Source organism: Spirosoma migulaei, from assembly GCF_054776855.1.
Genome location: NZ_BAAHBG010000038.1, coordinates 210,035 through 225,200 on the forward strand (window position 1 = coordinate 210,035; position 15,166 = coordinate 225,200).

The window sequence follows — 15,166 nt, forward strand, 5'->3', positions numbered from 1 at the left end:
GTAATGGAGTTATTAATCGGTTTGGGTAGTTGCAACAAAAAAAATAGCTTTGTGTAAATCATCACAACATGGCTCGCCCGGTAAAACTATTGGTATTGCAATTTGCCTCTATTGGCGATGTCGTGCTAACGACTCCAGTAGTTCGTTGTCTAAAACAACAAATCCCGAATGCCGTCGTCCATTTTTGCACCAACAGAGCATACCAGCCAACAGTCGAGTATAATCCGAATATCAGCCAGGCTCATTATATCGGTTCAAGCCTATATAAACTGATCAAAGAGCTTAGAGTCGAACAGTTCGACTACGTAATTGACCTCCAAAATACTTTCCTGACCAGTCTTATAAAGGCAGCTTTGGGGTGTCGCTCATTTAGTATTGAAAAGCAGTCGTTTCGCCAGTGGCTCTATGTTCGGTGGAAGGTGAACGCCCTGAACGAACAGCACATTGTGGATCGCTATTTGGCTACGGTTCAGTCCTTAGGTGTTGAGAATGACGGACTGGGACTAGATTATTTCATCCCCTACAAAGATGAAGTTGAGATCGACTGGCTTCCCGAAACACATCAGCACGGGTTTGTAGCCTATGCAATTGGTGGGCAAAGTCTAACCCGCCGACTGCCTGTGTTACGAATGATTGAGCTGTGCCTTAAGATCAACTATCCAGTTATTCTGCTCGGTGATAAAGCAGATCGTAAAGTTGGCGACGAACTTATGAAGGCCATTGGTGAACGCCAGATCTACAACGCCTGCGGCCTTTACAACCTCAACCAGTCGGCCTCGCTGCTGCAACGGGCGCGGGTTGTATTCAGTCATGATACAGGCCTCATGCATATTGCGGCTGCCTTCCGCAAAAAAGTGTATTCGATCTGGGGTAGCACTACGCCCCGGTTTGGATTTTACCCCTATAAAACCCCTCACGTCCGGCTCGAGACTCCCGGCTTAGGTTGCCGGCCCTGTTCAGCTACCAATGCCGACAATTGCCCCATGAAGCATTTCAAATGTATGAATAACCTCCCCTTTGATTTTGAAGTGAAAGAATTGCGAACCAAAAAGAATTTTGAGTGATAAGTGAATATGTAAGCAATATTATTGAAAATAAATACATTTTTTTTGTGACGAATTTTTCTATTTACCGTTTTAATAGTACGTTGCCATAAATTTCCTGCTGAAAAGAAAGCTATAGAATTATGTATTTAGAAGAACGAGTTGAACAGTTAGAAACGTTGGCTGTCGATCAGAGCAAGCAGTCAGAATTAATTGCTAAAGCAGTAGCGAAGTTAACTGTTGATACCCAGCAAGGGTTGGATAGTCTTAGAAAAGGGCAAGCCGAACTTCAGCAGGAAGTAACTCGTTTGGCTGATTCTATAGATAGTACAAATGAACGTGTCAGCCAGCTCGACCGCAAAATGGACCAACGCTTTGAGGAGGTTGACCGCAAAATGGACCAACGCTTTGGAGAAGTTGACCGCAAAATGGATCAACGCTTTGGGGAAGTTGACCGCAAAATGGATCAACGCTTTGGGGAAGTAAATGATAAATTTGCTCAGATTGACGAAAAGCAAGATGCGATGCGTCAGGATATAAACGGAATGCGTCAGGATATAGCTGAGCTGAAGATCGGTCAGGAACTGATTTTGCAGATTTTACGGGAGAAATTACCCTAATACCGCTCTATTTCTTTGGTTTACCCAATGTAGCGTAGAAGCAAACCAACCACGGCAGCTCCGCCAATAATACCTAATTCGGGTAGTTTTTTAAATCGATAAAGAAGTACAATGGTTGCTACTGCAATCAGAATTGCCGCTGCATCGACCAGTTGCCGACGAGCCAATACAATAACTGCACCCGCAATGGCTCCAACGGCGGCAATCGTTACGCCATCAACAAATGCCTTCACCCCCGGATGTTTACCCCACCGCTTAAAGTAAGGTGCCGGTAATATGGTAAACAGATAACAGGGTATAAATGTAGCTAATGCCGCCACACAGGCCCCTGTGAAACCCGCGACCAAATAGCCAATAAACGCCACGGTTATGACTACCGGTCCCGGCGTAATCATGGCTACAGCGACAGCATCTAAAAACTGTTGCTCAGTTAGCCAGCCGTATTCTTTAACAACCCCTCCGTACAGAAATGGAACAATGGCCAGCCCACTTCCAAATACAAAGGCACCCGCTTTGGCGAAGAAAAAGACTAATTTCCACAAAATGGAATCAGTTGGAACTGCTAAAACCTGTGCTATAAACGGAGCTACACTGCTCCCCCAGCCAGGCCTGATCGAAGAGGGAGGAGTTTTTGCGAACCAATAAATACCACCTGACATGAGCACTAGCCATAGTAATTCCGATTCGGTTACCGCCGTAGCTACGGCCGATAAACTGAACAAAATCCACCCCAGCGAATCATTCCCCACCGTTTTGGTCGTTAGCTTGTACGCCCCTATGGCAATAATGCCAATTACTGCGGCCCCAATACCATAAAAAACTGCCTGCATCCAGGGTAGTCCGCCAAAATGTTGGTAAGCCCACCCCAACACTACGACCATGAAAAAAGAAGGGAGTACAAAGGTAAGACCCGCCAATGTTGCGCCCAGAATGCTGTAATGGACGTACCCCAGATAAATAGCTAACTGGGCCGCCAACGGACCGGGTGCCAATTGTGCTAACGCTAGCCCTTCCCGATAATCTTCCTCGCTTATCCACTGGCGTTCCATAACCAGATCGTGGTGCATAGCACTAACTAAAGCTGGCGGACCGCCAAAACCAATAGTGCCTAATCGGAGGAAATAGCGGACCAGATCGGTTTTTGTATACGGTAGAATCGTAGCTTCCATACCATTGAGTTAATGCTTCATTCCACTTGACTTCCCCTTTCCCACCTGGTTGAGCGCGGCCCGGAATCCTTTGGCTAAGTCTGATGCTGGCCCGCGGCCATAGTAGTGAAGAAAGATCGTTCGCGGTTGCTCTCCCAACATGTGGTGGTGCAGAGCAACCACCTCTAACTTATGATCTCGCAACGTTTTAACAACCAGATTAACTTCAGTATCCAGCATGGCTATGTCGCCCGCGATGTGAGCGGCATCCTGTTTTCCAGCAAAAGAAGCCCATGAGTTTAGGCCAATAGCAGCCGTCATCTCGGCATCCATTGCCACAATCTGCACATCGTCTCGTCCCACTGTGTATTTATACGTTGGGCCGTTGACAACACCTTTGTAGTTGACAATGCCATCCAGAGCAGGCAAATCAAAAAGCTCATTTCCAGTTTGAGCTGTAGGAGTGGTTGTTGGTGCGGGTTGATTTGCCGGAAAGAGTTTGGTTTGACTAATAGCCTGCGCATACTTTTTGGCTAATGCAACCGCATCGCCCATGCCGTGGAGGTGCATATAGAAAATGCGCGGTTGTTCATAAAAGAAGTGATTATGAATGGCGCCAACTTCCAGTCCAGCTCCCAGAGTAGCGTCGATCAAGGGATTTACTTCGGATTCCAGTAGCACAGTGTCGCTCATCATCACGGTTTGTGTGCCATCCAATGTCTTCTTAAACGCAACCCAGCCGCCAAAGCCAAAGGGAATCGGAACTGACTCCTCTTTTACAGTTACCTTCAAATCGTTACGTGGTAGGGCTATGTTATAGGTGGCCTGCGCTTCGTTGTAGGTACCCTTTTTGCCTATCGCAGTGGCAATTGCATCCTGTTCCGCCACCGACAAGGCTGGTGTTTTAAGGTGCGACACTGGTTCGGCTATCGGGCCTCCACAGAGGGGTATGGTGCTAGCTAAGGTTGCTGTTTGTAGAAAATGTCGTCGTTTCATGGGCTCGTTAGGCAAAGTATAGAGGGCATAATTAGGGAGTCAACTAGTTAGAAAACAATACCAAACTGCAAACCTACTGTCATGGATGTAGGGCGGTCGTTTCCAAACCGAACTGGGAGCGGAACTGCCACGAAATAACTCGTTGTTGGCCCTTTTTTTACAAGTTTGTTTAGAACAGGCGTAAACCCATACCGGCCCGATGTTTCAAACGCTAGTCGGCTGGCAAGGGTGAAATCGTGGCCTAAATTGACCAGTACACCCGGATGAAAGAGCACATTCGCCACCCGGCTGGTTCCATTTTCGGCCCGGATGAGGGGCACGACTTCAACTGAAAAACCAAGCTGTTTTGTTTTCCAGAGATTCAAGCCAATCGGAAAACCAACGACATAGTATTGATTGAAATTCGTTTCGCTGCCGTTTCCATCGAATGTTACTATGGGATGAAGTACACCTAAATAACCCACCATGCGAGGATAAACAGGGGGCGGTGGCGTTTGGGCGTTAACGTTGAGCGATATAAATCCAGCTAACGCAACTAGACAACTAAACGATTGGTAACGAACGTATTGTGAGACCCGCATTACACAGATAGTAGCTTTTTCTGTCACAAGAATAAGCCAGCAGACGAGTCAGAAATAGAACGAATTTAACCTTTTGTACCTGCTTTACCTTTTTGTCTGTTTTTTCGGTAGTCTGATGGATTTTGACCCATCAATTTCTTGAAAATTCGGGAAAAATGACTCTGATCTGAAAAGCCCGTCAGGTAGGCAATTTCAGACAGACTATAGGAAGTTGTTTCAAGCAGTTGCACCGCTTTTTCGATCCGCAACTTACGAATGTATTCCCCAAAGGAAAGATCGTCGAAGTAGCGAGAAAAGGCCCGTGATACATAGGCCGGATTCACATCCAGACTTTCGGATAAGTCATTCAGACTAAGTGCCAGGTTGGTATCAATCTGATCCTGAATCAATTCTTTGAGCTCCTTTACCCAGGTTGGTGTCTTCCGTTTGCCAGTCGGTTTAAGATAGGTGTGAAGAACTTCCAGCAATAGCCGCTCCGTTGGACTTTGGGTATGTTTTACAGATTGGAGGTGCCTGGCCCAGCTATAAAGGGCATCATAGAGAATGAACCCCTGTTCCAACAACTGCTGATCATTTTTGATATTGAAGGCCATACCTGCCGAAATGGCCCACAAACCCGCAGCCTGAGCGGCTAAGGAATGATCGTCCGTATCGGCACCACGCACGATGGGGGCTAACGTTTGTAACGCCGGATCTGCGAGGTTATGCTTTTGGAGGAAATAATCAAAGGTGCAGCGATCTTCGTAATGGCTGTATTCTACACCCGGGATATCGAATGGGATTGCATTCAATGCCAGCGCCTGTAGTTCGACCTGTCCTTCTGGTACAAAATGGATTTCAGCAGTTGGGTCAATAAACCGGCGAATGAGCCATGGACAGGCTAATCGGTCAATTTTTGGGCGTTCGCGGGTGATCCAGATCATAGCGGGAATAAAGCTTAACGAGCCAGCATCTGCCGTACTCTCATGACCACTAACTCTACCGAAATATCGTTCAAACAAGCTAAATCACCCCGCCAGCAGGGCTTGTTGCCGAATACAGAACAAGGGCGGCAGGTGAGTACGTCGACCGGAATTTGAAGAATAGCTTCGTCACCTTGTCCCCAGGGGCCAAAACCTGCATCAGGATGCGTAGCTCCCCAGATAGATAGCACAGGTACGCCACTCAAAGCCGCAAGGTGCATATTGCCCGAATCCATGCACAGCATACCGGTTAGCTGTCGGATGAGGGCTAGTTCGGCGGCAAGCGAAAGATGTCCAGCTACCAGGATAGCCTGGGGAAATTGCTCCCTAAGGGTTTCAAGTTGAGCGATATCACTGGCGCCCCCACCAAACAGGAAAATGGTGGCTGGTGTTGCGGCATAAAGTTGTTCCAGTAAAGAAGCAAAGCGTTCGAACGGCCACATCTTTTGCTCATGTTGGGCAAAGGGAGCAATGCCAAGCCAGGGTACGCTATAGTTCACCGTATGGTGGTCAAGAAACGTAGTGAGTTCACCTTTGGCAGATGTAAAGGATGGGAACTGAAAGGGTTGAGCAGGTTGAAGCGTAAAACCCGCTTTGTCGAATGTCCTGGCGTATCGCTCAACACTGTGGGGCAACTGTCGCCGAATTTTGTTCTCTTTTCGGGTTAGTTCTTTTTTCTCCGCCCGGCCTTTGTCAATTGTTACGGATGGAACACCGATTAACCGAAACAGGCTTTTCAGGACCCCCGACCGTAAATTCTGGTGCGCATCGACTACCACCCCAAAAGAAGCTAACTGGCGCAGTTCATTGAACAAACGAATCAGTCCAGCCAGTCCCTTATGTTGTCCATCAAAATCGGCTCCTACAATGCGGATGTTAGGAAATCCCTCGAAAAAAACGGCAAATTTGGCCCGCGTCACCAACGTGATCTCAGCCTCAGGATACCGTTGCGTGAACGCCTGAACAACAGGTGCCAGCAGGGCCACATCGCCCATGGCCGAAAACCGAAGAAGGAGCAGCTGATTCATTCGTCATGAGTCATTAATTGTCATTGATTGTCATTCATCGTCATTAAGTTGTTCAGCTATCAATGACGATCAATGACAATCAATGACTATTTCTGACTACTATAAAGGACCGGGTTCAGCGTAGGATCATTGTACATCTTCATCTGTCGGTAGACCTTCATATACCGGTCGCCGTTTTGGATGTCTTCAATTAATTCATCGAAACAGCGGGCCAGATCGCTTTCCTGTTCGAGTAGTATGGCTAATTTCTGTTGAGCTTTCTGGCGGTGTTCATCCGAAACAGATTGCCGTTCAACCTGCTCGCGGAAGTGGTATAGTTTGAGTTGCAGAATCGACATTCGATCGAGGAGCCAGGCAGGTGTTTCGGAATTCATTCGGGCCGTCGATTTAGGAATGGCGTCCATGAAAAGTTCTGAAAACCAGCTGTCTATCTCCTCTACCGTATCGGTACGATCCTGATTCGACTGGTCAATCCGGCGTTTAATGGCAACTAATTCGTCGGGCCGAATGGTAGGGCTACGGATAATATCTTCCAGATGCCATTGAACCGTATCAATCCAGTTCTTTTTGTACAATAAATAGGCAATACCGTTTGATGAATACGGGTTATTGATAGGTGTATCGACGTAGTCGGTCAGGTGGTAATCCTGAATGCTCTGACGGAAAATGTCGTTGGCAAACGTAGCGTTCATAGGCGATTAATCAGCCGCAAAGATATACGTTTTCGTTGGGAATGTAGGAAAGGAGGTTAGTCGAGGTCAGTAGAAGTATGGCCCAAAATGTCCGGTGGTTGGCCCTTGCGTACTCAAATTGGTATGTACTTTTACACGCTAATTTCACTATCCGATGGTTCGTATGGCACAAGTGATTTTTGTTGTACCGCCACGTGTACACGTTCTTGATCTAACGGGACCAGTTCAGGTTTTTTACGAAGCCGCCGAATACGGAGCTGCCTATCAACTGACGTATTGTTCCTTCGAGAGCCCGGTAACCAGCTCCGCAGGATTGAATTTTGGGGCGGTTTTGCCGTTTACAGAGGTTCAGGCTCAGTCAGGAGATTTTATCTTTCTGCCTGGTATGGAAATGGAGTACATTCGGTCGGATCGGTTCAAGGGAGAAACTGTTTTTTTTGACTGGCTACGGAACCAACAGGCAAAAGGCGTTCACTTGTGCTCGGTATGTACGGGAGCCTTTATATTGGCTCAGGCTGGTCTGCTCGATGGCCGGAAATGTACCACGCACTGGAAGCGAATTGATGAATTACAAACAACCTACCCACGGTTGATAGCACAAACCGATCGGTTATTTGTGAAGGATGGGAATAACTACACCAGCGCGGGCATAACAGCGGGTATCGACCTGGCGTTAGCCATTCTGGAAGAGCAGCAAGGTGCATTATTTGCCACAAAAATAGCCCGCGAGTTAGTCGTGTACTTTCGGCGAGGGGCCGACCATTCACAGAAAAGCGTTTACCTGGATTACCGAAACCACATGAACGTGGCTATTCACCAGATGCAGGACTGGCTGATTGCCAATCTGGAAGTAAAGGCAACCCTGGAGGAACTGGCCGAAATGGCTAACATGAGTACCCGAAACCTGACACGCACCTTTCGAAAAGAGACAGGAACCACCATCCATGACTATACAACCCAGCTTCGGCTGGAATTGGCCAGAACGCTACAGCATAATCCGGGTATGACCATGGAAGCCATTGCCGCCAGGTGCGGTTTTCAGGATGCCCGTCAACTCCGGCGAATCTGGCAGAAGTCAGGTAACACGACTACAGTACGATATTCAGTTTCCTCCTAACAACTACGCTAATGAGTTTTCCATTCACGTTTGCCCGATACCTGGTTTTGGTTTGTATACTGACCGGGTCGTTCTACGCTGCTTATGCCCAGAAATCGAAAACAAAGGCTGTGCTAATGGCCTATTACTGCGAACCTTGTAACAATGCCTGCGACTTAGAGCGTCACGATGAACCAGGCGTTTGTAAGCATTGCGGGATGCCCTTTGTTAAACGGAGTGTTGCTCTTATGGACTCGCTGCGGATGGGTCAGAAAAAAGTCGGGAAGCGCAATGTGGCCATCTTTATTCACAACGGCGTAGAGGTGCTGGACTTCTCTGGCCCGAGTGAGGTATTTGCGTCAACAGAAGGCTTTACAGTCTATACGGTAGCGCTTACGAAAGAACCAATCGTTAGTCAGGGGTTCATTAAAATCATACCGAATTACAGCCTGGCTGATTGCCCAAAACCGGATATTGTCGTGTTGCCTGGTGGACAAACGGGTCCATTTCTGGAAAACAAACCGCTGATCAACTGGATAAAAGCCAGTGCTCAGGAAGCCGAAATTATGCTGTCTGTTTGTACAGGTGCCGGTTTACTAGCCAAAGCGGGTTTGCTGGATGGTAAGCAGGCCACTACTTTTCACAATTACATAGACAATCTGCAAAACGCGACGCCTAAAGCCAAAATACTCCGAAATACGCGCTTTGTCGATAATGGCCAAATCATCACTACGGCGGGTGTATCGGCAGGTATTGATGGTGCCCTACACGTAGTTGCTAAACTGAAAGGCCTTGCCATAGCTACCCAAACCGCCCGCTATATGGAGTACGATAAATGGAAACCCAATGAAGGGCTGGTTGTGGAACAGTCGGCAAAAATGGCCGCCGGGCGAAAATGAGAAAGGCTACTTACCGCAGCGTTTCCCATACCCGAAAACTTTCTCCCGCGGCAAACTCCGATTGGTCAGCTGGTAATTCCATAAACCCATCGGCGGCTAACAGATTGGCAAAATCGGCTGAGCCAGAACCAGGCAGGGGGTGAGCCAGTATGCGGCCATCGGGTTCGGAGGTAAGGCGCACGGGCAGGAAATACGTGATGGCTGGTTTGAATACCACGGCTTTAGCTAATTGTGCATAGCGAACTGAAGCACGCGCTAAACCCAGCGAAACGCGTAGGTAAGGGAGTACGTACCGATAAGCACACAGCACCGTCGAGACGGGATTGCCGGGTAACGCAAAGACTGTCCGGCCTGGATTGGCTTTGCCCGCTGCCGACGTGCCAAACCAGAGCGGTTTGCCAGGCCGTTGCTCTACTTTATGGAAATGTTTCTGAACACCCAGACGAGCCAGCACATCCGGTACAAAATCAGCTTTCCCCGCCGAGACACCGCCACTAAGGATTAGTACATCGTTAGTGTTGAGAAGGTGGAGTAACTTCTCCTGCAATAGGGCTTCATCGTCCACGATATGATGCAGAGTTGCCTGAATGCCGAGTGATGCCAGAGCGGCCCGGAGCATATAGGTGTTCGACCGGCGAATCTGGTAGGGCAGGGGTGTTTCGGTAACATCCACCAATTCGTCGCCGGTTGAGATAAGGGCCACCCGAGGAAGTGCCGTGACGATCAGTTCATGTTGACCAACCGAAGCCGCAACCGCCAGTTCGGATGGTCCCATGCGGGTGCCAACCGGCAGTAACTCGTCACCCGCCCGGCGGTCTGTTGCCTGGGGGTGAAGATGCTGCCCCACTTCTACATCCTCAATCGTGACTGAGGCAAGTCCAGCCACAATATGCGTATCTTCATAGCGCACAACGGTATCCACACCAACGGGCAACATAGCACCCGTCATCACTTCCAGGCAAGTATTGGCATCCGTTACCGTTTGCTGGGGTTGCCCGGCGCGTTGCATACCTACTACCTGAAATGTCCGCTGTCCGGCAGCGAAGTCAGCAAAGCGAATGCCAATGCCATCCATCGCCACCCGGTCGAAGGGTGGGAAGTCACGGTCAGCCCGGACGGCTTCGCGAAGTACACGACCATTGGCATCGTCAATCGAAACGGTCTCGGTCGGTAATGTGAGCAGGTGTTGTTGAGTAATAGAAAAAGCGTCGGAAACGGAAAGCATAATGATTTGCGATTTACGGGGTACGATTTACGATTTATTGCCGATCAAATCGTAAATCAGTTTATGAACTCTTTTTTACATCTTAACGCACAAACTAATTCAGCTATAGTCAATGACGTGTAATCGTGCTATTTTCTGCTTATATTTGTCATGTAAGATTAACAAAAACTAATATATGGCTTCGGAAATTGTTAGTAATTATAAAAACCTGGTTGCCCATATCGGGAATCTTATCGACGTTGCAGGTTATCGTAATGATTACATTGCGAGGAAAATAGGGATTTCGCCCGTTAGTTTTGCGACGAAAAAAAAGCGAAATAATTTCTCTGTTGATGAAGTGGAAAAAATAATTCAACTAATTGAAAATGAAGACGTTGATGATTATTTAATGATGAAAATTATGGAGACTCGTACCGCGGAACCAACCGTTTCTCTCGCCGAGTTGAAAACCCAGATGGGATGGAAATAACCGTAAGGAAATCTTTCATTAAGGAATTGCAAAAATTGCCATCTAAAATTCAACAGTCTGTTCGAGAGATTTTAGAAGATTTAGAGCAGGCCGACGATTTAGAAAGCTCAGGTGTAGATTATAAATACATGGAGGGACAGAAAAAAAGTCAGAATTATTACCGAATTAGAGTGGGTGGCTGGCGAATGGGTATTGAGTATAACCCGCCAATCGACGAGCAAATGGCAGCTACACTTATCATCACAATTTTGAGCAGAGGAGATATTTATAAGAAATTTCCCCCCAAATAACGTTTACGTTCTTCTAAAGAAAATTAGCATAGATGAAGTAAGCTATGCATTATCCACTTTCATTATGAGTGATTTTTCGCATCTCAATGCAGAAGGTAACCCGGCTATGGTCGACGTAGGCGGTAAGGCCATTTCACGACGGACAGCCCGCGCCCAATCAGTAGTTGCATTGGGTTCCGATATTATGAAGCATTTGTCAGGCACTGATATTTCAACGAAGAAAGGGCCTGTATTTCAAACAGCCATTATTGCCGGAACTATGGCTGCCAAACGAACCGATGAGTTGATTCCCCTCTGTCATTCACTGGGTTTAGACAATTGCCAGGTTACCATTACGACCGAAGGGACAGATGCTATTGTCGATTGTCTGGTATCGACTGAAGGTAAAACCGGCGTCGAAATGGAAGCGTTAGTGGGCGCATCGGTGGCGGCTTTAACTATCTACGATATGTGCAAAGCCTTTTCGCACGACATCCTTATTCGGGAAACCAAGCTCATAGAAAAAACGGGCGGTAAACGAGATTTTCGACGTGAGTAAATTGAATGGACTCATCCTGACTGGCGGTCGCAGTACCCGCATGGGAGAAGATAAAGCGCAGTTAGTTTACCATGGCAAATCGCAGCGTGAACACCTGATGGAAATGTTGCGGCCCTATTGCAGCGTTGTTTTCTGGTCGGTAAACGTAAATCAGGAAGCCGAGCTGGAAGCTTCCGGTCAACTTCAACTTCGGATTGTTGACCGATACGCTATTGACGGACCACTCAACGGTATTCTTTCGGCCTTTACTTACGACCCTGGAGCGGCCTGGTTCGTGGTTGCCTGCGATATGCCCCTGCTGACCGTTCAGTCGCTGGATGCCCTGGTGAAGGGGCGTAATCGTGAAAAAATGGCAACGGTATTCTACGACTCAGATGGGAAATTGCCAGAACCGTTGCTGGGTATTTATGAGCCCGCCTTTGGGCCAATGTTACAGCAGGCTGTTAAGGATGGTGTGTACTCACCCCGCCAATTATTACAACAGCATGATATTCAATTGCTGAGTGTACCGGATGTTCGTGAATTGACAAATATTAATGATCAACCGTCGAGGAAGAAATTGGGATTGTGAACATCAGATTGGGTTTCAGGTTCAATCTTATAAAGGCCTGTGCTCATTCATATACGATGAACCCGATTCGACATATTTTCCTTGCTGCCAGCTCATTACTTCTCTATCAGGCCGCAACAGCCCAACGCGCATCCCTCCCGCCCGAACTTCGGGAGTTTAGCGAACAGCGGATTAAGCACCAGAAAACACTTGGCCTCACGCTGGGTAGCTTCGCCCTGGCCAATATTGCGGTTGGAGCTGTTGCCGCAAGTCAGACATCGGGTGAAACGAAATATTTTCACAAAATGAATGTCTACTGGAATCTGGTCAATCTCGGTATTGCCGGAGCGGGACTACTAGGATCGCGCAAGCGAAAGGCAGATGGTGAAACGTTGGCTGATGCGGTTCGGCAACACGAGAACATGAAACAGCTGTTGTTGATCAATGCCGGACTTGATGTTGCCTACGTGATTGGTGGCGGGTATTTGCGGGAGCGCGCGGAATCGCATCCAGACAAGGCCGATCAACTTAGCGGATATGGTAAATCAATTATGGCACAGGGCGGATTTTTACTCGCCTTCGATCTGGTCAACTATTTCATTGCCAAAAATCGGGGCGATAAGCAGGAACGGGTTCTTCTTTCTGCCGGGCCAGCGGGTGTTGGCGTGGCTATTCCGATCCGCTAAACGGTGGATGTAAGCTATAGAAAGCCAGTCATCGGCTGAACTTATCATTAAACTGAGCCGTTCTGCGATAATTTACCAACGGCAACGAGCGATGCAAGATCACTTAAAACCTTTTCAATCCTTCATTTCAAAAGCTATTGAGTTCATACAGCAGGACCCCGAAACGGTTGGATTAGCAGCCGGTGGTTCCTGGGCGTCGGGTGAACTGGATGCGTATTCTGACCTCGATCTGGTACTGGTGACGAACCAGAAAATCGCTCCCGATGTGAATCAAATGCAAGCCTATGCGGCCAATTTTGGGCCTGTATTAGCTTCCTTTCGGGGTGATCACGTGGGTGAGCCCCGCCTGTTGATTGTACTGTATGCGACCTCGTTACTGCACGTAGATATCAAGTTCCTGACGCCGGAAGAATTTTATCATCGCGTAGAAGACCCAACCATACTTTGGGAGCGGGATCAGACATTGACGAACATTATCCAGCAGTCAACGGCACAATATCCACCTTTCGATTTTCAATGGGCCGAAGATCGGTTCTGGATTTGGGCACATTATGCTGCCCTAAAAGTGGGTCGGGGTGAGTTTTTTGAAGCCATTGATTTTCTTGCCTTTGTTCGAAATGCGGTACTTGGACCCATGTTACACCTTAAAAATTCGAGTTTACCACGCGGGGTTCGCCGGGCAGAAACTACGTTTGGTGTGCAGGAGCTTACGCAACTTCGTAAGACCGTATCCATGCCTGACCGAACAACCCTGTTGAGTAGCATGTGGGAAGTCATGTATCTGTATGAATCCCTCCGTGATGCACTGGCTCCCGATACATTCCAGAAAAATAGTGCCGCTCAACTGGCAGTCACCAAGTATCTTGCCGCTCTTTAAAAACTTGTCATAGGTAGTCATTCGTTGTCATGTATGGTCATTCGCTGTTAACCAATCAGGCAATCACACTAAATGACAACGAATGACTACCTATGACAATATATGACCATAAAAAATGACAGATCAGGATGAACAATTTCTTCGCGAGGCCATCCAACTGGCGCGCGAGGGTATGACAACCGGACAAGGCGGGCCTTTTGGCTCTGTAGTTGTCCGAAATGGTGAAATAGTTGGGCGTGGCTGCAATCAGGTCACCTCCACAAACGACCCGACCGCCCATGCGGAGGTTGTGGCTATTCGGGATGCCTGCCGAAATCTGGGTACGTTTCAATTGGCCGATTGCACACTTTACGCTTCCTGCGAACCCTGCCCTATGTGTTTGGGCGCTATTTACTGGGCACGTCCCAGCCGGATTGTGTACGGGGCGTTTCATTCCGATGCCGCTGGAGCTGGTTTCGACGATCAGTTTATTTATGAAGAATTAGATAAACCGCGTGAGCAACGGCACATTCCCATGCACCAGCTTTTACGAGACGAAGCAGATGCCGTTTTTCAGGAATGGATCGCTTTGGAGAAACGAATTCTATATTGACAGCGTACCTTCCTGAAACGATATATTCGTTCTCGGTTTAAACCTGTACTTTTGCAGAAAAAAAGCCGCTTCTTAATATCTTAACTTCTGAAGCGACTTACTAAACAGTCTACGTCATGCCAGGAATGGAATTTTTTGGAGCGGCTGAGCGCAAGGAAATCAATGATGTGCTTGAGACCGGTATCCTGTTTCGGTATAATCACGAAGCGCAACGCAACAATATTTATAAAGCCCGCGAGTTTGAGGCTGAGGTTGCCAAGGTGGTTGGCGCCAAGTACGCGCACGCTGTATCGAGCGGCTCAACCGCCGTTTTGTGTGCCTTAGCGGCCGCCGGAATCGGTGCGGGTGATGAGGTTATTGTACCACCTTTTACCTACATCGCTACGGTCGAAGCGGTTCTGATGGCGGGTGCTCTCCCCGTTTTTGCTGATATTGACGAAACGCTGTGCCTGAGCGCAGACGGCATTCGTAAGGTGCTTACACCAAAGACCAAAGCCATTTGCCTGGTGCACATGTGTGGCCAGATGGCTAATATGGACGCCATCATGGCTATCGTGAACGAGCATAATCTGGTGCTTGTTGAAGATGCTGGCCAGGCAATGGGTGCCAGTTACAAAGGCGTTTCCACGGGTCTTTGGGGTAAAACCGGAGCTTATTCGTTCGATTTTTTCAAGATCGCAACAGCGGGCGAAGGGGGTATCATGGTCACCAACGATGAAACGGCCTATAAACACGCCGATTCGTACTCTGATCACGGTCACGACCATGTAGGCTCTAACCGGGGCATGGAACAGCACCCAATTCTGGGCTTCAATTACCGCATCAGCGAGCTTCATGCTGCTGTTGGTCTGGTACAAACGCGCCGGGTACCAGA

Annotated in this window: 19 protein-coding genes; 12 read left to right on the forward strand and 7 right to left on the reverse strand. The window is 48.1% G+C overall.

Annotation, left to right across the window (positions count from 1 at the left end):
- Positions 1–68 precede the first annotated feature (68 nt).
- Positions 69–1,064, forward strand: a complete 996-nt coding sequence (locus ACYVGO_RS34475; RefSeq protein ID WP_460973271.1) for a glycosyltransferase family 9 protein — start codon at positions 69–71, stop codon at positions 1,062–1,064.
- 122 nt (positions 1,065–1,186) lie between these two features.
- A complete protein-coding gene (locus tag ACYVGO_RS34480) occupies positions 1,187–1,663 on the forward strand; it encodes a hypothetical protein (RefSeq protein ID WP_142773582.1) in 477 nt (158 codons plus the stop codon).
- Positions 1,664–1,683: 20 nt separating this feature from the next.
- Here ACYVGO_RS34480 and ACYVGO_RS34485 read toward each other — a convergent pair whose 3' ends face one another.
- From ACYVGO_RS34485 to ACYVGO_RS34510, 6 genes are all read right to left on the reverse strand, one after another.
- A complete protein-coding gene (locus ACYVGO_RS34485; protein WP_460973272.1) occupies positions 1,684–2,832 on the reverse strand; it encodes a chromate transporter in 1,149 nt (382 codons plus the stop codon).
- Between the two features lie 9 nt (positions 2,833–2,841).
- A complete protein-coding gene (locus ACYVGO_RS34490; RefSeq protein WP_460973273.1) occupies positions 2,842–3,807 on the reverse strand; it encodes a DUF1259 domain-containing protein in 966 nt (321 codons plus the stop codon).
- A gap of 47 nt (positions 3,808–3,854) precedes the next feature.
- Positions 3,855–4,388, reverse strand: a complete 534-nt coding sequence (locus tag ACYVGO_RS34495) for a hypothetical protein (RefSeq protein ID WP_142773579.1) — start codon at positions 4,386–4,388, stop codon at positions 3,855–3,857.
- 65 nt (positions 4,389–4,453) lie between these two features.
- Positions 4,454–5,311, reverse strand: coding sequence for a chromate resistance protein ChrB domain-containing protein (locus ACYVGO_RS34500; RefSeq protein WP_460973274.1), 858 nt, complete (start codon positions 5,309–5,311; stop codon positions 4,454–4,456).
- A 14-nt stretch (positions 5,312–5,325) separates the two neighbouring features.
- Positions 5,326–6,378, reverse strand: a complete 1,053-nt coding sequence (locus ACYVGO_RS34505; RefSeq protein ID WP_460973275.1) for a glycosyltransferase family 9 protein — start codon at positions 6,376–6,378, stop codon at positions 5,326–5,328.
- Positions 6,379–6,464: 86 nt separating this feature from the next.
- Positions 6,465–7,070 carry a DUF4254 domain-containing protein gene (locus ACYVGO_RS34510; protein ID WP_460973276.1) on the reverse strand — a complete coding sequence of 202 codons (606 nt, stop codon included), beginning with the start codon at positions 7,068–7,070 and terminating at the stop codon, positions 6,465–6,467.
- 163 nt (positions 7,071–7,233) lie between these two features.
- Here ACYVGO_RS34510 and ACYVGO_RS34515 point away from each other — a divergent pair, with 163 nt between their 5' ends.
- Both ACYVGO_RS34515 and ACYVGO_RS34520 read left to right on the forward strand, forming a co-directional pair.
- A complete protein-coding gene (locus ACYVGO_RS34515; RefSeq protein ID WP_460973277.1) occupies positions 7,234–8,187 on the forward strand; it encodes a GlxA family transcriptional regulator in 954 nt (317 codons plus the stop codon).
- An 11-nt stretch (positions 8,188–8,198) separates the two neighbouring features.
- Positions 8,199–9,065: a DJ-1/PfpI family protein gene (locus tag ACYVGO_RS34520; RefSeq protein ID WP_460973278.1), complete on the forward strand. Its 867-nt coding sequence runs from the start codon at positions 8,199–8,201 to the stop codon at positions 9,063–9,065.
- A 10-nt stretch (positions 9,066–9,075) separates the two neighbouring features.
- On the opposite strand, the gene ACYVGO_RS34525 is transcribed toward ACYVGO_RS34520, so the two are convergent.
- Positions 9,076–10,290, reverse strand: a complete 1,215-nt coding sequence (locus tag ACYVGO_RS34525) for a molybdopterin molybdotransferase MoeA (protein ID WP_460973279.1) — start codon at positions 10,288–10,290, stop codon at positions 9,076–9,078.
- Positions 10,291–10,465: 175 nt separating this feature from the next.
- Between ACYVGO_RS34525 and ACYVGO_RS34530 the strand changes: the two genes are divergently transcribed.
- The 8 genes from ACYVGO_RS34530 to ACYVGO_RS34565 all read left to right on the forward strand — a co-directional run.
- The gene (locus ACYVGO_RS34530) at positions 10,466–10,759 is read left to right on the forward strand and encodes a hypothetical protein (RefSeq protein WP_460973280.1); all 294 of its coding nucleotides are present in this window, start codon (positions 10,466–10,468) and stop codon (positions 10,757–10,759) included.
- Positions 10,750–11,049, forward strand: coding sequence for a type II toxin-antitoxin system RelE family toxin (locus ACYVGO_RS34535; RefSeq protein ID WP_460973281.1), 300 nt, complete (start codon positions 10,750–10,752; stop codon positions 11,047–11,049). Before ACYVGO_RS34530 ends, ACYVGO_RS34535 begins: the two co-directional genes overlap by 10 nt.
- A 64-nt stretch (positions 11,050–11,113) precedes the next feature.
- Entirely contained in the window at positions 11,114–11,587 is a 474-nt protein-coding gene (gene moaC, locus ACYVGO_RS34540) for a cyclic pyranopterin monophosphate synthase MoaC (RefSeq protein WP_460973282.1), read from the forward strand.
- A complete protein-coding gene (locus ACYVGO_RS34545; protein WP_460973283.1) occupies positions 11,580–12,158 on the forward strand; it encodes an NTP transferase domain-containing protein in 579 nt (192 codons plus the stop codon). Before moaC ends, ACYVGO_RS34545 begins: the two co-directional genes overlap by 8 nt.
- A 56-nt stretch (positions 12,159–12,214) precedes the next feature.
- The gene (locus ACYVGO_RS34550; RefSeq protein ID WP_460973284.1) at positions 12,215–12,823 is read left to right on the forward strand and encodes a DUF6992 family protein; all 609 of its coding nucleotides are present in this window, start codon (positions 12,215–12,217) and stop codon (positions 12,821–12,823) included.
- Positions 12,824–12,914: 91 nt separating this feature from the next.
- On the forward strand, positions 12,915–13,700 hold the full coding sequence (locus tag ACYVGO_RS34555) for a nucleotidyltransferase domain-containing protein (RefSeq protein ID WP_460973285.1): 786 nt from the start codon (positions 12,915–12,917) through the stop codon (positions 13,698–13,700).
- Between the two features lie 115 nt (positions 13,701–13,815).
- Positions 13,816–14,292, forward strand: a complete 477-nt coding sequence (locus ACYVGO_RS34560; RefSeq protein WP_142773569.1) for a nucleoside deaminase — start codon at positions 13,816–13,818, stop codon at positions 14,290–14,292.
- A gap of 116 nt (positions 14,293–14,408) precedes the next feature.
- The coding region (locus ACYVGO_RS34565; protein ID WP_460973286.1) for a DegT/DnrJ/EryC1/StrS family aminotransferase at positions 14,409–15,166 on the forward strand (758 nt) is incomplete at its 3' end.